The 22,359-nt window shown below is 56.1% G+C and carries 15 protein-coding genes and 1 tRNA gene; 12 read left to right on the forward strand and 4 right to left on the reverse strand.

What is annotated here, in order from left to right:
• Window positions 1-36 precede the first annotated feature (36 nt).
• From VK738_14870 to VK738_14895, 6 genes are all read left to right on the forward strand, one after another.
• On the forward strand, window positions 37-2,034 hold the full coding sequence (locus VK738_14870) for a DUF1800 domain-containing protein (protein HTD23938.1): 1,998 nt from the start codon (window positions 37-39) through the stop codon (window positions 2,032-2,034).
• A 201-nt stretch (window positions 2,035-2,235) separates the two neighbouring features.
• Window positions 2,236-3,204 carry a CHAD domain-containing protein gene (locus VK738_14875; GenBank protein ID HTD23939.1) on the forward strand — a complete coding sequence of 323 codons (969 nt, stop codon included), beginning with the start codon at window positions 2,236-2,238 and terminating at the stop codon, window positions 3,202-3,204.
• A 284-nt stretch (window positions 3,205-3,488) separates the two neighbouring features.
• Window positions 3,489-3,929: a hypothetical protein gene (locus VK738_14880; protein ID HTD23940.1), complete on the forward strand. Its 441-nt coding sequence runs from the start codon at window positions 3,489-3,491 to the stop codon at window positions 3,927-3,929.
• A 94-nt stretch (window positions 3,930-4,023) separates the two neighbouring features.
• Window positions 4,024-6,348 (forward strand): trehalose-6-phosphate synthase, encoded by a 2,325-nt coding sequence (locus VK738_14885; protein HTD23941.1) that lies wholly within the window; start codon window positions 4,024-4,026, stop codon window positions 6,346-6,348.
• A gap of 365 nt (window positions 6,349-6,713) precedes the next feature.
• Complete coding sequence (locus VK738_14890; protein ID HTD23942.1) at window positions 6,714-7,310, forward strand: hypothetical protein; 597 nt, start codon at window positions 6,714-6,716, stop codon at window positions 7,308-7,310.
• A gap of 1,041 nt (window positions 7,311-8,351) precedes the next feature.
• The gene (locus VK738_14895) at window positions 8,352-8,777 is read left to right on the forward strand and encodes a hypothetical protein (GenBank protein HTD23943.1); all 426 of its coding nucleotides are present in this window, start codon (window positions 8,352-8,354) and stop codon (window positions 8,775-8,777) included.
• Between the two features lie 124 nt (window positions 8,778-8,901).
• On the opposite strand, the gene VK738_14900 is transcribed toward VK738_14895, so the two are convergent.
• Entirely contained in the window at window positions 8,902-9,249 is a 348-nt protein-coding gene (locus tag VK738_14900) for a hypothetical protein (protein HTD23944.1), read from the reverse strand.
• A gap of 105 nt (window positions 9,250-9,354) precedes the next feature.
• Between VK738_14900 and VK738_14905 the strand changes: the two genes are divergently transcribed.
• Together VK738_14905 and VK738_14910 are read left to right on the forward strand one after the other, a co-directional pair.
• Entirely contained in the window at window positions 9,355-9,627 is a 273-nt protein-coding gene (locus VK738_14905; GenBank protein ID HTD23945.1) for a helix-turn-helix transcriptional regulator, read from the forward strand.
• 9 nt (window positions 9,628-9,636) lie between these two features.
• Window positions 9,637-10,452 (forward strand): HNH endonuclease signature motif containing protein, encoded by an 816-nt coding sequence (locus tag VK738_14910; GenBank protein ID HTD23946.1) that lies wholly within the window; start codon window positions 9,637-9,639, stop codon window positions 10,450-10,452.
• A gap of 420 nt (window positions 10,453-10,872) precedes the next feature.
• Here VK738_14910 and VK738_14915 read toward each other — a convergent pair whose 3' ends face one another.
• The gene (locus tag VK738_14915; GenBank protein ID HTD23947.1) at window positions 10,873-11,925 is read right to left on the reverse strand and encodes a DNA cytosine methyltransferase; all 1,053 of its coding nucleotides are present in this window, start codon (window positions 11,923-11,925) and stop codon (window positions 10,873-10,875) included.
• A 287-nt stretch (window positions 11,926-12,212) separates the two neighbouring features.
• On the opposite strand from VK738_14915, the gene VK738_14920 reads away from it, so the two are divergent.
• Window positions 12,213-12,806, forward strand: coding sequence for a hypothetical protein (locus VK738_14920; protein ID HTD23948.1), 594 nt, complete (start codon window positions 12,213-12,215; stop codon window positions 12,804-12,806).
• A 1,107-nt stretch (window positions 12,807-13,913) separates the two neighbouring features.
• Here the strand turns inward: VK738_14920 and VK738_14925 are convergent.
• Window positions 13,914-14,582 carry an HAD family hydrolase gene (locus VK738_14925; protein ID HTD23949.1) on the reverse strand — a complete coding sequence of 223 codons (669 nt, stop codon included), beginning with the start codon at window positions 14,580-14,582 and terminating at the stop codon, window positions 13,914-13,916.
• A gap of 116 nt (window positions 14,583-14,698) precedes the next feature.
• Between VK738_14925 and VK738_14930 the strand changes: the two genes are divergently transcribed.
• A complete protein-coding gene (locus tag VK738_14930; protein ID HTD23950.1) occupies window positions 14,699-15,442 on the forward strand; it encodes a M15 family metallopeptidase in 744 nt (247 codons plus the stop codon).
• A 48-nt stretch (window positions 15,443-15,490) separates the two neighbouring features.
• Here the strand turns inward: VK738_14930 and VK738_14935 are convergent, their stop codons facing one another.
• A complete protein-coding gene (locus tag VK738_14935) occupies window positions 15,491-16,267 on the reverse strand; it encodes a L,D-transpeptidase family protein (protein HTD23951.1) in 777 nt (258 codons plus the stop codon).
• 237 nt (window positions 16,268-16,504) lie between these two features.
• Here VK738_14935 and VK738_14940 point away from each other — a divergent pair, with 237 nt between their 5' ends.
• Window positions 16,505-21,937, forward strand: coding sequence for an MG2 domain-containing protein (locus VK738_14940; GenBank protein ID HTD23952.1), 5,433 nt, complete (start codon window positions 16,505-16,507; stop codon window positions 21,935-21,937).
• A 103-nt stretch (window positions 21,938-22,040) separates the two neighbouring features.
• A tRNA-Val gene (locus VK738_14945) sits at window positions 22,041-22,117 on the forward strand.
• Window positions 22,118-22,359 lie beyond the last annotated feature (242 nt).

A 22,359-nucleotide genomic window follows, 5' to 3' on the forward strand; every position in this document is an offset into this window, starting at 1 on the left:
TCTCGCACCCCCTCGCGTAAGCTATGTATTCTCCTAGTGCTTGCCCTGACGGGTTTCTTTTCGCTGGCGGCACAGGCAGCCGACGGTAAATCCCAGAAATCACGTACTTCTTCTGGTTCCAATCTTTCCGAGCACGAGCGGGCACTGCACGTCTTGAACCGGATCACCTTTGGGCCACGCCCCGGAGATATTGAGAAGGTATTGGCTGTCGGAGTGGATAACTGGATCGAGCAGCAGCTACAGCCCGAGAAGATCCCGAATGCTGTGCTTGATTCCAAGCTTGCTCCCTATCGCACCCTGCAAATGCAGCCTCGAGACATGCTGCAGAGCTTCCCCAACGGCAACATGATTACCGAAGCAGCACAAGGCAAACGGCCTCTGCCCTCCGATCCTATTCAGTATGGATTGTGGGAGGTCCAGGTGACTCGTTACAAACAACAGCAGCAACAGCAACAACAGAGCGTTGCAGCTACGGCCGCTCCCATGTCACCCGAGGATGCCGCCAAAAAAGCTGCCGCCGATAAGGCCGCGCAAGACGCAGCCGCCCAGCAGGCAAAAGACGTTGCCCACCACATTGCGCAGGTGCTGTTGAGTTTGCCACGCGAGAAGCGCATGTCCACGCTGATGCTGTTGCCGGTCGGCGACCGCCTGGCTTTCTCCAGCAGTTTGCCCAACGATGACCGCGACCGGCTCATAGCTGATTTCTCTCCTGCCGACCGCGAAATTTACTATGCCTTGAGCAATCCCACCGGCGTCGTGATCTCTGAGCTGCAGCAGGCAAAAATTCTGCGCGCCGTCTATAGCGAACGCCAGCTTGAAGAGGTGATGACCGATTTCTGGTTCAACCACTTCAACGTCTATTTGAACAAGGATATTGATAATTATCTGGTGACCAGCTACGAGCGCGATGCCATCCGCGCGCATGCTCTGGGTAAGTTTCACGATCTTTTGCTGGCGACGGCGCAGAGCCCGGCCATGCTGTATTACCTCGATAATTGGGTGAGCATGGGTCCAGATTCAATCGCCGCCGGCGTGAAACCCGGCCAGCCTCCCAAGCCCAACACCGCCAATAAAGGATTGAATGAAAATTACGCGCGCGAGTTGATGGAGCTGCACACGCTGGGCGTGAACGGCGGTTACACTCAGGCCGATGTCACCCAGGTAGCGCGTGTCTTCACCGGCTGGACCTTCCAGCAGCCCCAGCAGAATATGGCGCCAGGGCAAGCCCCCGGCTTCTTGTTCGATCCCAAAAGGCATGAGCCCGGACCAAAGACTGTGCTCGGTCATACCATCAAAGAGGGCGGCATAGACGAAGGTATGCAGGTGCTCGACATGCTCTCCAAGAGTCCGGCGACCGCGAAATTTGTTTGCACCAAGCTGGCCAAACGTTTCGTCAGTGACGATCCGCCGCCTGCTCTCGTAAAAGAAATGTCGGCCACATTTTTATCGAGCGATGGTGACATCCGTGCGGTCCTGCGCACCATGTTCCACTCCAAAGAGTTCTGGTCGCCGGCCATCTATCGCAAGAAGGTGAAGACCCCGCTGGAATTCGTCGCCTCGGCGCTGCGCGCTACCGGGACCGACGTACAGAATCCCGGCGCAGCGGTGCAGGCCCTGGCCAAGATGGGCATGCCTCTCTATCAGATGGCGCCGCCCACCGGCTACTCCACTGCGGCCGATGTCTGGATGAACTCCGATGCGCTGCTTGATCGCCTGAACTTCTCCCTCGCCCTGACCAGCGGCGGGCAGAATGGATTGAAATTCGATCCTCTGCGCGTGCTGACTCTCGGCCTGCTGACCCGGGCTCCCAAGGAAGAAATTGTTCCCGTCAACACCGCTGGCGGCAGTGACGCCGCCGTGGCTCTTATTGAGGATGCTCTCATCGGCGGCGAAACCTCAAAGACCACGAATGAAGCCATCCACAAGGAGATCAACGACCCGCAAATTTCGGCTCATCTCTCCGACGATCCGGGGAAGGCTCTCAGCACAATTATCGGCTTGGCCCTGGGATCACCCGAATTCCAGTTGCGCTAAAAGCAGTACTCAGTACTCAGTGGAAGCAAAAGCTCTTTGTATTTCAGGCTGTTTTATCCTCTGCGTTTCTCTGCGTCCTCTGCGGTCAAGCTTCTTGTCTTTTGCTGAGTACCGAGTACTGAGGACTGAGTACTACTTGCTTTCCCCCCGCGATTCCAGTATCTTGCCCCATTCAGGCCCTTTATCCCAGGCAAGTTATTCATGACCCCAGTTGAGCCATCCAGGCACCCTAACTATTTGAGGAAGTTGCGCAGGCTTCTGCGCGAAGTCTCCGAGCAGCCGCTTCCTGAGCGGGTGCATCAGCTCCGCACTACCATTCGGCGCACCGAGACGTTCCTTAACTCTCATGACCTTTCCGAAAAGCAGGATGTCAAAAAGTTGCTGCAGCAGCTTGCCAAGCTGCGCCGGCGTGCGGGGCGTGTGCGTGACGTTGATGTGCAGACTCTTGCTTTGCGCACCGTGCATATTGGCCGGCAAGAGGAGACCAAAATCCGCCTCCTGGCCGAGTTACGCGAGCAGCGCAGCAAGCAGGAGAAAAAGCTGCAGGCTGGCATCGAAGATAAGTTTTCTCCCCGCATGCGCGAGCGTATGCGAAAAGTGGAATCGGTAATCGCCTTCGCCGGTGAATCCCCGCAAGCGGCCGGCAAGCGAAGCATGCTATCTCCCAACCGGTTATGGCGCGCGGTGCAGGATCTGGTTCTCACTGCCCGGGAAGCGCAGCCCTTCACGCCGCGCCGGCTGCACCAGTTCCGCATTCAGTGCAAGAAAACGCGTTATCTGGCGGAGATGCTTCCCGGAACCTCCGAGCTGTTGCAGCAACTCCGGACCATGCAGGATTCGATTGGCGACTGGCACGACTGGCTCACGTTGACCCAGAACGCCGCCAAAATTACAGGACCCGTGGAATCGGAGCTTCTGGCCCATCTGCAGAACGTTACCCAGGCTAAATTTGCTGATGCGGTCAGGGTTTGCAAGCGGATTGTCAGCGAGCTCGAAGCCGAATTGATTGCGCTCAAGCGTGCACCCGAGAACAACACTGGCTTGGAAAAGAAAAAAGCCGCGCCCGACAAGAACGCGCCCGACAAGAAGAAGACGACCACAGAAAATAAGAAGACACCATCAGCCGCAGGTGCTTCTGCAGACAAACAAGCCTCTCCTGCCGCCAGTTGACCTTCAACTCTCCGTGTCTCAGTGCCTCCGTGGTGAAATTCCTTTCTCCGCGCTCCTCCGCGTCCTCTGCGGTTTAATTTTGTTCCGCGTCTCCGCGGTGAGAGAACGGGCAATTCTTACCCGCAAGCCATGCCATCGTTCTGCACGGCCTAATTTAGTCACCTGTAGTCAATGACTTACAGTGCCTCAGTATGGCCTCGTAATTGCGTAGAGTCTTTATATATTTGCGGGGCAGTCCCTCACCCGCAGCAAGCGGCTCCAAAACTGGTTCTGTGGAGGTAGCTGTGGTATTTCCAAATGACAATGGCCTCTCTCATCTGCGAGGCCACCAACAAGTTCTTTTGTGCATCTGTAATTGCGAAGAGACATTAGCGATCAGGAAACTGGTTCTCGAAGCTTTTGGATACGAGGTCTTAACCACCGACGGCATTGATGGCATCAACACACTGGGCAATCAACCGGTGGATCTTGCCATTCTGGACTACCGTGCGCCCGGCACTAACGGAGAGCTCATCGCAATTAACGCAAAAATAATTCAGCCGTTAACTCCCATTTTGATGTTAGTGGATGAGCCCGCGACCGTTCCTGAGAGCGTGGCCAAGCTGATCCATGCGATCGTCACAAGAGAGGATTCTCCCGTGCATTTATTGGAAGAAATCGCACGGATCGTGCAAGCGGAATCCGGGACATCAGGCCGCGTCGGCACTGCGGAACGAGCAGCGTAACGCTGATTGGTAGAGACGTAGCTTGCTACGTCTCTGATGGTCTCGGAACGAAGCGAAGCAACTCGAAACTCGAAACTTGAAACTGTAGGTAAGCATGCGCCTGAATTTTCGACTGATCTTTTCGTTGATTCTGGTCCTGACGCTGGTTTCTCTTCTGTCTTCCTATTACCAGGTCAGGACGCAGCGCCAGGACCAGCGCCTCGACCTCGAGAAGCGCGCCGAGGTCCTCGCCGAGAGCCTGCAGGAAAGCATTGAGCCACAACTTGGCAGAAGTTCGCATGCCGAGCTGCAGCGCATCGTGGAGCGCTTCGGAAACCGCGAGCATCTCTTCGGCATCGGCATTTACGGACGTCACGATGAAGCCATCGCCGTCACCAGCAGCCTGGCCAAACGGCTGTCGAGCTTCCCGCCGTCGGTCACCGTCCCCCAAGACGACCGCGGACACGGCGTCTTCGTCAAACTTGCCGAACCCGCCGTAGGCGAAAACTCTGCCGGCGAAACTCCGGCCACCGAAACCCCGGTTTATGTTTACGTGCTGCCGATCCATGCGCGCGATAACAGCGCCGCAGGTTCGCTCGTAATTGTTCATGATGCCGGCTACATTCACTCGGAAAACGTCCGCCTGTGGCGTGATACTTTTCTGCGTCTGCTGGTCGAGCTGTTTCTGATCGCCGTCACCGTGCTGCTGATCGTGCAGTGGAGCATCTCCGGCCCCATCGCCCGCACCGCCCAATGGATGCAGGCCCTGCGCACCGGCAAAGGTTCTACTCGCCACGTCATGCCCGACCGCGATCTGCTCATGCCCCTGGCGCGCGAAGCCATTACGTTTGCTGAAACTCTGGCATCAGCGCGCGCAGTCGCCGAGCAGGAAGCCCGGCTGCGTGAAACCGCCGAATCCATCTGGACCCCCGAGCGCCTCGCCGTGCATGTGCGCAGCAGATTGAACGGCAGCCGCCTGTTCGTGGTTTCCAACCGCGAGCCTTACAGTCATATAAAAGATGGCAAGTCGGTAAAGGCCATCATTCCCGCCAGCGGCCTGGTCACTGCGATTGAGCCGATCCTGTGCGCCTGCGACGGCACCTGGGTCGCGCACGGATCGGGCGACGCCGACCGCGATACGGTTGACAGCCACGACCGCCTGCTCGTTCCTCCCGAAGATCCGCGCTACACGCTGCGCCGCGTCTGGCTCAGCAAAGAAGAGGAAGAAGGCTACTACTACGGATTCGCCAATGAAGGTCTCTGGCCGCTCTGCCACATCGCGCATACGCGTCCGCTCTTCCGCGCTCAGGACTGGCAGCGTTATCGCGAGGTCAACCAGCGCTTTGCCGCCTCCGTTCTCGAAGAGATGGCCGGCACCGAGCAGCCCGTGCTCCTCGTCCAGGACTACCACTTCGCCCTGCTGCCGCAACTGGTGAAGAAGAAGCGTCCCGACGCGCGCATTGCCATCTTCTGGCACATTCCCTGGCCGAATCCCGAGGCCTTTGGCATCTGCCCCTGGCAGAGCGAACTGCTCGACGGATTGCTCGGCGCCGATCTGGTGGGCTTCCATATCCAATCGCACTGCAACAATTTTCTCGAGACCGTGGACCGCGCCCTGGAATCGCGCATCGAGTGGGAGCGCTTCGCCGTCAACCGCGAAGGCCACCTGACCATCGTGCGCCCGTTTCCCATCAGCGTTGGATTCACGGAAACCCCGCAACCGCCGCCAGAATCCGGCGACTCCGCCGACCAGGAGCGCGCCGCGCTGCTGAAAGAGCTGGGCGTCGAAGCGCTCTTCCTGGGCGTGGGCGTGGACCGCGTGGATTACACCAAGGGAATCCTCGAACGCTTCTGGGCCATCGAGCGCTTCCTCGAAAAGTATCCGCGCTATCAGAAGCAGTTTACTTTTGTGCAGATCGGCGCGCCCAGCCGCACCCACATCAAGCGTTACCACGATTTTCTGGGAGAAGTCGAAGCCGTCGCCGACCGCATCAACTGGCGCTTCCAGACCAACAACTGGAAGCCCATCATCCTGCGCAAGCGCCACCACAGCCACCGCGAAATCGAGCGCTTCTACCGCGCCGCCAACCTGTGCCTGGTGACCTCGCTGCATGACGGCATGAACCTGGTGGCCAAAGAATTCCTGATGGCGCGCCAGGATGAAGACGGCGCGCTGATCCTGAGCCGCTTCACCGGCGCCTGTCGCGAGCTGCGCGATGCCCTGGTGGTGAACCCCTACGATACCGAAGAGATGGCCGATGCCATCCTGTTTGCCGTCGAGATGGAACCCGAAGAGCGCCGCGCCCGCATGCAACGCCTGCGCCGCGTAGTTAAGGAACAGAATATCTACCGCTGGGCCGGCAACCTCATAGGCGACCTGTGCGAAGTCCGCCCCGAGGTGGAGGGAAGCACGAAGGAGCGCCTGAAAGAAATAGCTTGAAGACAGTTGCAAGTTACAAGTTGCAAGTTACAAGTTACAAGTTGCCAGCCGCCAGCCGCCAGTTAAATACAGTTCTCAGAAAGCAGTTCTCAGTTCTCAGAAAGACCTTCGTGTGCCTTTGTGTCCTTTGTGGTTATATTTGTTTAAAGTGTCATCCTGAGCGTAGCCGCGCTTCGCGGCGAAGTCGTAAGGACCCCGAGGATATCTCATTCGCCCATGCCGCCGAAAGGCATTCTCTGAAGGATTTAGAAAATCAGCGTTGATCCGCGTTAATACGCGGCGAAAGTTTTGGCCTTTGCTTTGCTGAGTGCTGATTGCTGACTGCTGACGGTTTCTGCTAAAGTAGCCGAACCCCTTACAACACAATGAGGTCCTTCTTCTCACGTTCGCGCTACGAAGTTGCAGTTCCGGTGGGAGCGCCGCCGGCGATTTTCATTCCTTTGTATGCCGATGAGTTGCGCAAGAAGCTGGTATCGCTTCTGGGCCCGAGCGGATACGATATCCGCGTCGAAAAAGTCCGGAATGACAAATACAAGGTGGTTGTGCTGCGGGGAGCGCTCTCCGGCATGGAGGCCGTGGTCGAGATGAAGTCGTCGCTGGGCGCTCAGCCGTCGCAGGCCGAAATCCGCGTGGAAGCCAGCTCGAAGACTGAACGGATACTGATGAACATGCTCGCCGGCCTGGTGGTGCTGCTGGCCATACCAACCTTCCTCCTGCTGCTTCTTGCCCTGCGTTTGATTCTGGCCTTGATCGCCACTGTTATTGCCCTGATTCCGCTCATGATTGTTTGCGGCGCGCTGAACGCTGCTGTCATGTCCGTTCTTTATAAGCTCTACGGCAATGAGTTTGATTCCGACAGGCGCGTCGCCATTGCCGAGATGCTCAAGCAGGTCCCGGTCCCAGACCCGCTCGCCGCCTTCCGTGGAGCCGCCAAGCAAGGCAAAGCATCCGCGGGCGCCTGATCGCGTATGCCCTTTGAGCCCTTTGTGTCCTTTGGCGCCTGATCGCGCGTGCCCTTTATGGTTTATATTTTTTAAAAGTGTCATCCTGAGCGGAGCCGCGCTTCGCGGCGTAGTCGAAGGACCCCGAGGATGTCTCATTCGCCCATGCCGCCGCAAGGCATTCTCTGAAGGATTTGGAAAATCCGCATTAATCCGCGTCTATCCGCGGCGAAGGTTTGCCTTTGCTTTTGAAACTCGAAACTAGAAACCCGAAACTGCTTTTTTGTCATCCTGAGGGCCGGCTTTTTGGCCCGAAGGATCTTGCGGTTGCTTTTGCCGTTGCTTTTGAAACTCGAAACCTGAAACTGTTTTTGCCTTTCACGTGTAACCGTTCTTAAGGATTGTCATCCTGAGCGTAGCCGCGCTTCGCGGCGTAGTCGAAGGACCCCGAGGATTTCTCATTCGCCCATGCCGCCGCAAGGCATTCTCTGAAGGATTTGGAAAATCCGCGTTGATCCGCGTCTATCCGCGGCGAAAGGTTTGCCTTTGCTCTTGAAACTTGAAACTCGAAACTTGAAACTGTTTTTGCCTTTCACTTGCAACCGTTCTTAAGGATTGTCATCCTGAGCGTAGCCGCGCTTCGCGGCGAAGTCGAAGGACCCCGAGGATATCTCGGTCGCCCATGCCGCCGCAAGGCATTCTCTGAAGGATTTGGAAAATCCGTGTTGATCTGCGGCGAAAGATTTTGCGGTTGCTTTTGCCTTTGCTTTTGAAACTCGAAACGTGAAACTGCTTTCGCCTTTCACTTGCAACCGCTCTTAAGGATTGTCATCCTGAGCGCAGCCGCGCTTCGCGGCGAAGTCGAAGGACCCCGAGGATATCTCGGTCGCCCATGCCGCCGCAAGGCATTCTCTGAAGGATTTAGAAATCAGCGTTGATCTGCGTTAATCTGCGGCGAAAAGTTTTTGCCGTTGCCTTTGCCTGTCACTGAAAACCGAGAACCGAGAACTGAGAACCAAGAACTGCTTTGTGTTATCTTTGCGCGGTACAAAGGGAGGCGGGATGAGTCCAAAGTCGAATTCAAGACGCAGCTCGAATTTAAGCCTAGTTGTGATTGTTGTCTTCGCCGTAGCTCTGGCGAGCTTCGTGGCCAGCGCCCAGCAGCCGCCGACCCAATTAGCGCCAACCCCGCAACCGCCGGCGCAGGCCCAGGCGCCCCAAGGGCAGAAACCGCCCATGCGCAATCCGATTCCAGACACCTTTACCAATCTTCAAGTGTTGCCGAAAGAGATCACGAAGCCCGAGCTGGTGCACATCATGAAGTCCTTCTGCATCACCTTCGAAAAGCGCTGCAGTTTTTGCCACGTCGCCACCGACGATCTGTCGCAGGCCGACTTTGCCTCCGACGAAAAGGACACCAAGAAAAAGGCGCGAGAGCTGCTGCGCTTCATTCTGGACACGCAAAAAAAGCCGGCGGCTACGCCGTGAAAGGATTGTCATCCTGAGGCCCGGCTTTTTGGCCCGAAGGATCTTGCGGTTGCTTTTGCTTTTTGAAACTCAAAACTAGCCCCGTTTTTCTCTGTGCCTCTGTGTCTCCGTGGTGAAAATTACACTACCCAATCACTTGCTGTATCAACCTCTGAATAACTTCCGTCTCCTGGGGAGTTCCCGCAGAAGTTCGCAGCAATTCCTTGTACAAGCCCTCAAGCTTGTTCTTACGCTCAATCACGTGAGAGAAATAACTGCCCTGTGGCGGGTTTTCACGATCATCTTCTGAGATGTTCTCAAACACCAGCTTTTTATTCTCTTCGAGCTTCGTCCCCAGGTCGAGGGCCGTGATCGCTTCCAGCACCCCCGGTTCGAGTCTCGTATTGAAACATCTTTCGCAGTGCTTCGCCGCCCGCTTGCTCGCGCAGGCAGAACACTTCCCATGCTGGATCAGCAGAAGCTTAAGCTTCAACGAAGAATCATGATTTGGCTGCATGGTAACGGCATCAACATTATGCCATAAGACACGCTAATCTGCTCGTGGTGTTTTTGCTCGTGCCCACGTACAAGACAGTACGTGCCAGATACAGCAAAATTCTTCAAGAATTTCGGCCAGCGCGCCAAGCAGCTTCGCAAGGCACGCGGATATAGCCAGGAAGACATGATCTCCTTCGGCTTCTCGGCTCGCCACTGGCAGCAGATCGAAGCCGGCAGACCCATCACGGTCACAACACTACTAAGAATCTGCGAAGCCTTCCACGTCTCGATCACGTCACTTGTCACCGGCTTGGACAAAGGCATCTATCAAAAGCACCAGCAACCAGCCCAGCCTCGTGCCAGGAACTCTTAGGAACAAGTCGTGCCAAGAACAACCAAACCGGGAGCGATACACCTCAAGATCATTGAGGTGATGAAACGATTCCCTGAGGGCATTACTGGTGGGCAGATACGATCCGAATTGGCAAAAGAAGGGCTTGGCCCAGATGAGCAGACTCACCTTGACCGCCGCAAACGGGATTTATCCAAATGGTTTGTCATTGAAAAAAGATCTACCACAACCGTGGTAAACGGGAAAAATCGCAGGCACACGCTCTATAAGTTTCTTGGAGAACGCGTGAACGTTGCGGACGAGGGCCAAATCAGTCTTAAGCTACGCGCCGAAGTGATTCACGCGGCACATGGCCGATGTCAGATGTGTGGCAGAACGGTAACGGCACATCGTATTACCTTGGTGGTTGATCACAAAAAACCAAGGGATTGGGGTGGGACGAACGACAGAGACAATCTGTGGGCAATTTGTGAAGACTGCAATGCAGGTAAAAAAGCCTACTTTTCATCCGTGCACGCTGATCCTGAATTCATGAAGAAGATCCTGTTGGAAAAGAGCGTTCACGTGCGCATTGGAGAGACATTGAAAGCATTTGGAGTGGGCAGACCAGTGCCCGCTTCATTAATCGAAATTCTTGCAGATCAGGATGATTGGCACAAACGATTGCGAGAATTGAGATATCCAGTAGTTGGATGGAAAATCATTGTCAAAAAGCATCGGGCAGAAGACGGCCGGGTGACTACGGACTACATACTGGAGAGATACAAAGAATGGTCTCCTGATCCCACAGGAGATATCAGGAGATTCGAACTAGAGCGGAAACGAAGAAATCGTCAAGAACTTTGATTCTTGTGCTCGTTGTTGAGAAAAGCCCGGATACGTCGAACTAATACTGTCTTGTCTCCAAGCTCGCACTCCCACAAAATGAGGGTCTTCCAACCGGAGCGACGTAGCGCAGACACGTGTTCCCTGTCCCTCTCTACATTCCGGGCCAATTTGGGTCTCCAATACCGCTTCTTGGAACCAGGGACACGACCCTCGCGGCAACTAGAATGCTGATGCCAAAAGCAACCATGAATGAAAATAACTTTTTTTCGAGGCCGGAAAACTAGATCGGGTTTTCCTGGCAAGCCTTTCACGTGTAAACGATAGCGATAGCCGAGGCGATAGACAATTCGCCGAACAGCCATTTCTGGCAACGTATTCTTGCTTCGAATTCGCCGCATGTTTTCAGAACGGCGTGTTGGAGAGAGACGGTCAGCAGGTCTAGGCACCGGCAACCCTCATCTTTGTCGCTGCAGAAAGACATGCTTTCACGCTTTCTCCAATCGCTCTGGCGAATGGGGGCGGGAAGGCGTTGCCGACTTGCTTGTACGCCGCAGTTTTCTTTCCGAAGAACTGCCACTCATCAGGGAAACCCTGTAGACGGGCGACCATCCGCACAGTTAACCTAGGCATGCCGACAAAAGTAGCCTCGGGTGCTTCGTCCGCAATCCCAAGCCCATCAACGCCAAGAGATGCCCATGCGAGCCGTGCGCGTGTTGGCCCCAGGTCCGGCCCGCCATGTTTGTGAGAACCGCCTACAATTGTGGGGGCAATCTCATTTGCACGTTCCCGCCAGGCCTTTGCTCCCTTCCAACCCCTTGATGCCATCAAGTCGTACAAAACATGACCGACTGTTGAAGGATAGGTTTCTCCACGCTCAGGCCAGAAGAAGTGCTCCGCATAGTTTTTGCGGAGTGCAATAAACACGACCCTGGGGCGTAGCTGTGGGACACCAAAATCAGATGCATTGAGAAGCTTCCAGCCTGTTTGATATCCCAACTTCCTCAACTCGCTGGCAATATATATACGATAGTCTTCGAAAACAGCTTCCAAAATTCCGCGGACATTCTCGATCATCACGGCACGTGGGCGAAGTTGATCAACCAAACGAATCATCGCTGGAAACAGGTTCCGCTCATCGTTTTTGCCAAGCTGCTTGCCCGCAATAGAGAACGGCGGGCATGGTAGGCCTCCTGAAATGATGTCAACACCTTGAAAGGGAGATCCGTCGAAGTCGTTGAGGTCTGTTTCAATGACGTTCCATCCCGGGCGGTTGAGCCGCAACGTACGGCAGGCGCTGGCATTTATCTCGATTAAACCAGCGTGTTCGATCCCAGCATGTTCCAGACCCAGCGCCTGGCCCCCAGCGCCTGCGCAAAGTTCCAGGGTAGTTAGGTTCACATCCGAGGAAGCTTTTTTGCGTTTGGCACTAAACCACGGATTTTCCACCATCTCAGCGAATAGGATACCGTTCTGTTCATGCGACCGCTTCATGCTCTCGAGTTGCCACCCTCTCCTGAAACAATACTACCGCTCTGCAGAGCCGCTGAATATCAATCCGGCTGCAAACCCCCGGAAACCGAATGATACGATACTTTGCTCAAAACTGGCATCCTCCGTGGCAGAGCGGCAGGGCTCTGTCTTGTTTTCTTACGTAGGACCGCCCCATGTTAAACTGATCTTTCAACTACTAATATCCAACTTATCCACTACTTTGCTCCGGCGCTAGACCTTCGGAGCGGCGCATTCCTATTTCTGCCTTCATATTCAGGAGAATTCATATGCAACACGCTATTGTTATGCAGCAAATCTTTGCCAAAATCACCGCCGACCCGCGCTATCAGCGGAACCTCGACTGGGGAGAGCCGCGCGCGGGGCATCCGGAGGGGACGGTTCGGGCGCACATCGCCGAGCTGGAGCAGATCCTGGAAAAAGTCCGCCCCAAAGTCTCGGATGAAAACTACTGGAAGCTGAAAATCCTCATCCACGTGCATGACACCTTCAAAGGCGAGGCCAGGCAGGGGGTCTCGATCAGCGATCCGCAGAGCCACGCCTCGCTGGCCCGGCAGTTCCTCGCGGGATACTTGCGTGTGGAAGGGCTAGAGCAGGCTGAGGCTGAAGACCTGCTGAACATGGTCCAGTATCACGACGAAGGGCACGCCCTCTGGCGTCAGTTTGCCGAGCGCGGCCGCTACAACCAGGAGCGCTTCGCAAAGCTGCTGGAAACCATCACAGACTGGAACCTGTTTTTGTGGTTCGTAGTCATTGACGGTTCAACCGAGGGCAAAGGGCAGGAGTCGCTCGAGTGGTTTGTGAGTGAGGTGAAGACCAAGGCCGGTTTCGCGTCTGAGGTGGATTTTTTTGCCACGGATTAGAAAATAACACTCGCCTTCAGCACTTAGCCAAAGCAAAAACAAAAACAACCGCAAGATCCTTCGGGCCGAAGAGCCGGCCCTCAGGATGACAATTCTTAGTGAGTACTGTTTTTCAATCTGCGTTGATCCGCATCCATCCGCGGCGAAAGGTTTGGCGGTTGCTTTTTCTGAGTACTGAGTACTGACAACTGAGTACTAACCGATACCATTCTGGCACCAAAACCTTGCTTCCTTAAAAACCGCAAGCCATAATTGTGCCAGACGTGTGTCTACGTTTACGCATTCAAGAAATGCGGGGCTTTGGCCCTTTCCGGTCTTTGAAAATTCATTGCGATGCGGGATCCTGAGGCCTGAGGACTGACAACCTGTGCCGCCTGCCCCGGCGTGCCGTGGGGCTTGCCGTGGACTGAGGACCGACTAGCAGCTAGTCCCCCGCTCCAGCTCGATTTTCGCCAATAACGACGCAGGTCAGACGCGATTTTGGGGCTCAAAAACACTTGCTAGCAAGTGGGTAGGGGGGCCGCACAATCCTCTGAGAATCCGCTTGCTCGTCGGGATGAATATCTTCCGCAGAGAATAGCGTCGTCCCTGACGGGACTACGAATCGTTCCGACTATACCCAGCGCTGAAGCGCTGGGGTATAACGCGTCACCCCTTCGGGGTTGTTCGCCCTTCCGGTAGGACAAAATTGAGTTCCCCTTGGAGCTGCGAGCTTGGAGCTGTTTTTAACTAGCAGCAAGTCCCCCACCCCGGCTCGATTTTCGCCAATAGCCACGCGGGTCAGACGCATTTTTGGGGCTCAAAAACACTTGCTAGCAAGTGGGGAGGGGGGCCGCACAAAATCCTCTGAAAATCCGCGTTGATCCGCGTCCATCCGCGGCGAAAGGGTTTGCGGTTGCTTTTTGAAGCTCGAAACTTGAAACCCGAAACTCACTACTCTCCCCCTCTCGTATGTATCTGAATTGAGATGACTTAGCTCCACGGAGACTACTCCAAGTAATGGGGGGTGGGGGAGTAATACTTTATCCTCTGAAATCCGCGTTGATCCGCGTCCATCCGCGGCGAAAGGTTTCCTTGGAGCTTGGAGCTTGCAACTTGGAGCTGCTTTTACCCATCGCTGGCAATGATCTGCTGGATAAGCTCCACCACTCCGGCGCCGTGTTCGCGCTTGGTGGTTTTGTGGGCGCGGCGTTTTAGCGATGGGATGGCATTGGCGACGGCGACCGAGAATCCACAGAGACTGAGAAATGAGTCGTCGTTCTCCGCGTCTCCGGCGCCGACTACGTTGTGGGCGGCGATGCCCAGCTCGGCCAGGGCAGCGGTGAGTCCCGTGCCTTTGTTGACGCCGGTGGGCAGCACCATGACCGCATCTATATTTAAGATGACGTGCAGGTCGAGCTCCATCTCGAGAATTGTGTTGAGCACAGTCGTCTTGTGCTTGAGTATGGTGGCAACGATGGAGTGGCCCACGGAAAGCGGCGCCACCGCTTTTTGCCGGAGGCGTTGCACAAACTCCGGGGAGGGGGGATGGGTCAACAGCTTCATCGCGCCCGAAGCCGGCGAGTAGAGGACGCCTCCATTTTCGGCGACGACCGAGTCAAAGATGCCGGCCTGGGGGAAGATTTGGAGCAGCTCGGGCAGCTCGCGTCCGGTGACGAGGATGAGCTTGCGCCCGGTTTTTTTGAGTTCGTCCAGGGCCTTGAGGGTTTGACGCTCGATCTTGCCCTGCCAGGCGAGGGTCCCATCGTAGTCAGAGGCAAAGGCGAGAAAACGCATAAGACAGTACTCGGTACTCAGTATTCAGTACTCAGAAAAAGATTAACAGCTTTTGGTTTTCTCCGCGTCTCCGCGCCTCCGCGGTGAAATCTTGTGTTAGGGTACAAATATTATTTATGAAACTCGCTTTGACTCGCCGCACGCACCTGCTCTCGCTCCTCTTCTTTTTTCTATCGCAATTTGCGTTCGCTCAATCTCCCGCCGAAACGACATTTCGCATCACGCCACTGCATCCAGTCGAAGAGTTACGGGAAGAGGCGCTGAAGGCCGAGCCTCCGCACGAGAGCGGTCGCTTTCGCCGGCCAGAGCTGGTGGAGCTGATCAAACTCGATCCGACGATCAAGCTCGATATCCGTTACGCCACCGACAACAACTTCATGAGCACGCCGCTGTACTCCCAGGCGCGGGCGTTTCTGCAGCGGCCGGCGGCGCAGGCGCTGCTGCGCGCGCATCGTGCACTGAAGACGCAGGGATACGGGTTGCTGATCCACGACGGCTATCGTCCGTGGTTTGTCACCAAGATGTTTTGGGATGCGACGCCCGACGACAAGAAGAACTTTGTCGCCGATCCCGCGAAGGGCTCCAGGCACAATCGCGGATGCGCCGTGGACCTCACGCTCTACGATCTGAAGACAGGCGAGGCCGTCGAGATGCCCAGCGGATACGACGAGATGACCAAGCGCGCCTACGCCGATTACCCCGGCGGCACGGACGAGCAAAGAGACCGCCGCGCCATACTGCGCCGCGCGATGGAGAAGGAAGGGTTCAAGGTTAATCCGGAGGAGTGGTGGCACTTCGATTACAAAGATTGGGAGAAGTATCCGATCATGAATGTGAAGTTTGAAGACCTGGGAAGATAGAAGATTTCGCCGCGGATTAACGCGGATGAACACGGATCAAAACTTGGATCACTTTGCTTGGCTGCGCAACGCCGGCAGCTTCCAGCGCTTCTTCAACCGCTCGTATTGCGGCGCGGGCAACTGTACTAGCAACGGTTTGCGGGCTGGATCGAGCCAGGACAGCAGCGATTCGATTTGCTCTTGCGGCATGGCGGTGCATCCTACGGTGCCTTTGCCTGGTCCGCGCCAAATGTGGAGGAAGATGCACGACCCGCCTCCCGGCGTTGGCGGGTTGGCGTTGTGGTCCACGAAGATGCCCCAGCGGTAGAGCTCATCGGGACGCAGCATGTGCTCGGAGCTGTTCCAATCGGCGGCAACGGTTGTGTGATCCACCAGGCGGTTGTAGAACTTCGAGCTCGTGTCATCAACGCACTCGATAGATGTGGTCAGGTTCTGGTAGGGCATCTTCAATCCGGCGAGCGGTTGCGGCGCGTAGCCAAATACGGTGCCCAAGGCGAAGACGCCGGCGGGGGCCTTGCCGTCTCCTTCTTTCTTGATGGGATCGGAGGCGGCGCGGATCTCTGGGCCGTCAGTCAGGAGGGCGCCGGAGCCCCAGCCCAATCCATTCTTGCCGACGACAACCGTAACCGGCTCACCTACCGCTTGCCACTTCTTGCGAGGATTCGCCCGCTCATAACGCTGTAGCGTGCCCTCGACAGCGTTCCAATCCGACGTAGTAACCACCAGGATCTGAGTTGACGACTCAAGAGCATTGGGCTCGCGAGCTTGAGCTTGCAGAGTTATGAGTGCCAGCCCGGCAAGCAGGGAACAAAAGAATGACTTCATAAAGTCTAGGATGCCGGATGGCAGGGCCAGCGTCAAATCCAAGTGGGAACTTGCGGTGCGGTGGTGGTGTCTAAAGATTGAGGGAAATACTGCCTCGGCTATCGGTCGATGTTCCTTCCCAGGCCGCAAATATTTCTTTCATGCAAATGAAAAAAGTCCGCAAGAAGCCGCCGGCGGCGCGTTCTTCTCCTGAGCGTTAAAAAACTCTAATTCCGATAAGCGCATTCACGGAGATGCATGATGAAGGTTTCGAATCAACGCAACAATCCACCCAATTTCTGGTTTGTCTTTTTCTTCCTGATCACAATGTTTGTTAGTGCGGCCGTGTTTATGGTCGCCTCCTTCGAGGCAGAAGCGGCAAATGACGAACCGGCCGGCGCAACCTATTCGCACGGCGTCCTGTACGTCACCATTCCGTATGAAGCTACGCATGCCGGCTCGGGGCGGCTGACGATGGAGGTCCTCGACCCGGAAGACAAAGTCGTGGGGCGCGTAGAGCGGCGCGCGGAGGTTGCCGAGGGAACCGGGCGCTGGCAGGAGCAGATCAAGCTGGAGAAACCACTGGCCCTGGATGACATAGTGTGGCATCGGGTGCGCTATCACTTTGAATACAGCGATCAGAAGAACGAGGCGCTGGAGGGGATGGAATCCATATCGCAGATATTGCGCACGCCGGTGGTGCACATCCTCGGCCAGCAATCGTATTTGGCTGGCGGCGAGGCTGCGGTGCGGGTGATCGTCACGGATTCGAAGAACGAAATCATCGAGGGCCACGGCTCGGTTCGGATCGAGTTGCTGGCAACCGACCAGAAGCCGCAGGTCTTGTTCGCAGGAAAGCTGAACCAGCGTGGGACCACGGAAGCACAGTTTGATTTTCCTGCCGGCTTGGTAGGCAGTTATCAGTTGCACTACGTTGTGGATACGCCCATCGGCTCGACGGAGTTCACGCAGCCGGTGCGGCTGGAAGATAAAGTCTCGATTCTTCTCACTACGGAAAAGCCAATCTACCAGCCCGGCCAGACTATCCACGCACGCGCGTTGGCGCTCGACCGAGCCAACCATGAGGCAGCAGCCGACCGCAAGCTGACCTTTGAAGTAGAGGATTCACGTGGCAACAAGGTCTTCAAGAAAGCGACGCAGACCGACAAGTTCGGAGTTGCGTCAGCAGAGTTTTCGCTTGCGGATGAAGTCAACCTGGGCACTTACCACTTACGTGCCCTGATGGGCGAGGCCGATTCGGCACCTACGAATACGGCAGAGATCGCCTTGAACATTGAGAAATACGTACTGCCGAAATTCAAGGTCGCAATTGATTTTGAAGGCAAAGACAGCAAGACGAAGCGCGGATACAGGCCTGGCGACCACGTGACGGGAACGGTTCACGCCAATTACTTTTTCGGGAAGGCAGTAGAAGGTGGCGAGGTGACCGTCAAAGGCTCCAGCATGGATGTTTCTGTATTTGACGTAGGCTCGGTGCAAGGCAAGACCGATCACGACGGCACATACCACTTTGACATCAAGCTGCCCAACTATTTTGCCGGCCGTCCGCTCAGCCAGGGCGCGGCCCGCGTGCTGATTGAAACCACGGTAAAAGATTCTGCCAGCCACGCCGAAACTCGCGGCGAGCCGATTACTGTCAGCGAATCGCCGCTGATTGTTACAGCAGTCCCCGAAGGAGGCACGCTGGTTCCCAATCTGGAAAACCAGGTTTTCATCCTTACCTCTTATCCGGACGGAACGCCGGCTGCCAATACCGACCTGAAGGTCCATATAACAGGGAAGTCTGACCAGAATGTGAGCAGCGATGAGGGTGGAGTCGCCATTGTTCCCATCAGCGCCGGAGCCGGAACCGAAACCCTGGAGATTGAAGCAACCGACAAAGAAGGGAACCACGCCTCGAGCAAAATTGACCTGCAGGCCCGTGACGGCGAAGACCAGATTCTGCTGCGGACGGAACGCGCCATTTACCGCGCCGGAGATCGCATTCAATTGAGAGTTTTTTCCACGAAGAAACGGGGCACGGCGTACGTGGATATCGTCAAGGAAGGGCAGACCATCCTGACGCGCGACCTGGATATTGAAAACGGCCAGGCAGAACTCTCTATGACGGCAACGCCGGAGATGGCGGGAACCGTGGACTTCAGCGCCTACCTCTTTGGCCGCAACGCGGTGCCTGTGGGCGACCACCGGCTGGTCTTCGTACAACCGGCGGATGAGCTCAAGATTGAGACCGTGGCAGACGCTCCGGTGTACAAACCGGGCGATGAGGCGCGCATCCGCTTTCGCGTGACTAACGAACACGGCGAGGGCGTCAGCGCTGCGCTGGGCCTGGAAGTAGTAGACGAGGCCGTCTTTGCGCTGGCGGAAAAGCAGCCGGGCTTTGCCAAAGTCTTCTTCTATCTTGAACAGGAGGTCATGAAGCCACGCTATGAGATCCACTCCATCGGCATGCCGGAGATCGTGAAGCCAGTGGAGGAGTCGCAGGTCAAACAGCATGACCGGGCGGCGCGCGCGTTGTTTTCCGCAACTGAAATGGTCAATACCAACAAGTTTGAGACGGAGTTCGGCCGCAATGTGCCGGTGACGAAATATGCGGAGTACGCGCAGCGTTACCAGAAGAGCTTCCTTACACGGGCGCACGCACTGGCAGAAAGGCTGCGCCAGGTTTACGAGAAAAATCCCCAGAAGGGCGATCTGGCCAAAGTGTTAGACGAGATGGAGCGTGCTGGTGAGCCCGGGCTTCGCGATTCCTGGAACACCAACTTGCGGGTTGAGCCGGCCGACTGGTGGGGTCCGGCGAAGACGCACTACCTGGTGCGCTGTGCAGGGCCAGACAAGCTATTCAATACCGGCGATGACATGTGGGTCTATCTTGAAGTTCATCACAGAAAGTTAGTGGGGCGGCACACAACCTCAGGTTCGAGCAAGATTGACGTCAACATTGAACATGATCGAGGGCCCTTCAACGGCCGTGCGGAGATCGCAGGCACAGTGGCTGATCAATGGGGCGGAGCGCTGGAGGGAGCTACTGTGACCGCGCGCGAAATCTCCACAGGAAAGACGCGCACGGCGCGGGTCAATGCCGACGGCCAGTTCAGGCTCGGCGCCCTGCCGGCGGGTGATTACAAAGTCGAGGTTTCCACCGCATCAGAAAATGTATCGAGCAATTTCAAGCTGGAAGCGCGGGACCACGCAAACCTTTCCGTGTTTCTCACGCGCGAACCTGCTGGAACTGAGGTGGCGGTCAATGAAGACGCGGGGACCATGGACGACTTCAAAGTCCTGGATGTCAACGGTGTCGCAATGGGCGGGGAGTGGGGCAGAGGTATGGGCGGGGCGATCGGCGGAGCTATAAGAGAAGAGCGACCACTCAATGTCCGCAATGAGATGGCCCTCATGCAACTTGTCCCAGGCGTTGCAAAGGCTGCTCCTGCGCCGCCTGCTACGGCTGAAGCGGTTGAAGTCATGGACGCAGCCGCACAGGTCAACACTTTGACGGTTGCCAAGAAGGAAGATAAGAGTAAAGATTCCGGTTCATCGGCTCCGCGGGTGCGCTCGTACTTTCCGGAGGCGCTCTATATCAATCCGGAAATCATTACCGACCAGGATGGACGCGCCAGCATCACCATTCCGATGGCGGATTCCATCACTACGTGGCGCATGGCGATGCTGGCTTCCACGACGCACGGCGCACTGGGCAGCGCGACCTCGAGTCTGAAGGTCTTCCAGGATTTCTTCGTGGATCTCGACCTGCCGGTCACGCTCACCCAGGGGGATTGGGTCTCGATCCCGGTGGCGGCTTACAACTACTCGGGCAGCCGTGGAGATGTCAATCTGCAACTGCAGCCTGACGACTGGTACTCCCTGGTGGATGACACCTCGGAAAAAACCGTCAAAGTAGATTCGGGCAGCGTAGGTGGCTCGCAGTTTAAGTTGCAAGCCAATCGCATTGGGAAGTTCAAGCTGACGCTTTCGGCGCGCATGAAAGGCGAAGTTGACCGCGCCGACATCGTGGTCCGGGAGATCGAAGTCATTCCTAACGGACGCGAGCAGAACCTGGTCTTCAACGGAAGGCTGGAAAGCACGGTGCAGCACGACCTTGATTTCCCGGCGGCTTCCATCCCTGACGCGAGCAAGATTTTCGTCAGACTCTATCCTGGCCCACTGAGCCAGGTGGTCGAAGGAATGGATAGTCTGCTGCGCATGCCGTACGGGTGCTTTGAGCAGACGTCATCGAGTACGTATCCCAACGTGCTGGCGCTCGATTACATGAAACGCACCAACAAGCTCACTCCTGAGGTGCACGCCAAGGCTGAGGGATACATCGCCAATGGCTATCAGCGGCTGCTGACCTTTGAAGTCCCGGGCGGTGGATTTTCGTGGTTCGGTCAGGCGCCGGCCAACAAGATCCTGACGGCTTACGGTCTGATGGAGTTCTACGATATGTCGAAGGTCTACGACGTAGACCCGAAGCTGATCCTGCGAACGCAGCAGTGGCTCGCCGGCCAACAACAGGAAGATGGAAGCTGGAAGCCGGACACTTACTTCATCAACGAAGGCGCGACCAACCGCTATAACACCGACGTACTGCGCATTACGGCTTACCTTGCATGGTCGCTGGAAAATACGGGCTACCAGGGACCGGCGGTCGAGAAGGCCAAGCGCTATATCGAAAAGCACATGGATGGAAAAACCGATTCCTATACTTTGGCAGTCCTTGCCAACTTTGCGGTGGACTACGCCAAAGACCGCGACTTCACGCGCCAGGCGATGCAACTCCTGCTGGATGCACGCACCGAGAAAGATGAACAAGTATGGTGGAGCACAAATGAGACCAGCGTCTATGCTACCGGCGAGAGCGCCAGCGTGGAGACAACCGGCCTGGCCGTGCAAGCGTTGCTCAAGTGGGGAGAGGCTTCAAGCACAGCACGCAAGGCCCTGAGCTACATTGCTTCCAAGAAAGATGCCGCTGGCACATGGGGCACCACTCAGGCCACCATCATGGCGCTGCGCGCATTGCTCTTGGCTACCGAGAAAGGCGCAGCCGATGTTCGCGGCACGCTCGAAGTCCTGCTTAACGGTAAATCAGTTGAGAAACTCACGCTGACGCCGGAGAACAATGACCTGCTCCATCAGTTTGTGTTCAAAGAGCTCAATATGAAAGGCGCAAACAACGTGGAGATCCGTTTTGACGGCAAGGGCGGCCTGGCCTACCAGGTGGTGGGGAGCTACTTCCTGCCCTGGGACGAAAAGCCGGTGAAAGAAGCCCTCTCCATTGATGTGGCCTACGACCGCACACACCTTGCGCAGGATGACATCGCAAGCGCGACTGCGACCGTCAGGAATAATCTGGATAAGAGCGCGAACATGGTGATGGTTGACCTGGGCATTCCTCCGGGGTTCGACCTGCTCAGCGAAGACTTGCAGGATTACCAGGAGAAGAGCGCAGGCCAGAAGAGCGGACGCCTGGAAAAATTCAGCCAGACGGCCACGCAGGCCATTCTCTACTTCGATTCGTTTGCGCCGGGAGACACGGTCAAGCTGCACTTCCGTTTGCGGGCGAAGTATCCCATACGCGCTAAGACGTTCCAGTCGCGGGTCTATGAATACTACGATCCCAAGGTGAGTTCGATTGCGCGTCCAGTGCAATTGGAGGTTCGCCAGCGGTAGCGCGTGTTGGTATTAGTATGGAGAAGCAGAGGCGGATTCGCTCTGCACATTGCTCACCTCTGCAGAGGCGGTTACAATGAAAGGAGTTGTCCGGCCACTCTGTAGGCGCGTAGCTCAGTTGGTTAGAGCGCTACCTTGACACGGTAGAGGTCAGGAGTTCGAGTCTCCTCGTGCCTACCATTTCTTTCAATGACTTGGCCCGGTTTCGCGCCGGGTACAAGGCTCCAAAAGGCTCCTATAAAAACGCCATGGGCAGCTGACCTGAGACCACGTTGCACAGGTCTGGGAATCGGTTGCATCTTTGGCTAGGCCCAAGTGAGTGCGGGATAACCACCGACCTTTGTATTGTGAGTTCAAAGGGAAACTGATTTGGAAGAACTTATAGGCGCACCCATGACACCTAAGCACCTGTAAGTTCCTGT

Source organism: Terriglobales bacterium (assembly GCA_035487355.1).
In the GTDB taxonomy this organism is placed as follows: Bacteria; Acidobacteriota; Terriglobia; order Terriglobales; family Acidobacteriaceae; genus QIAW01.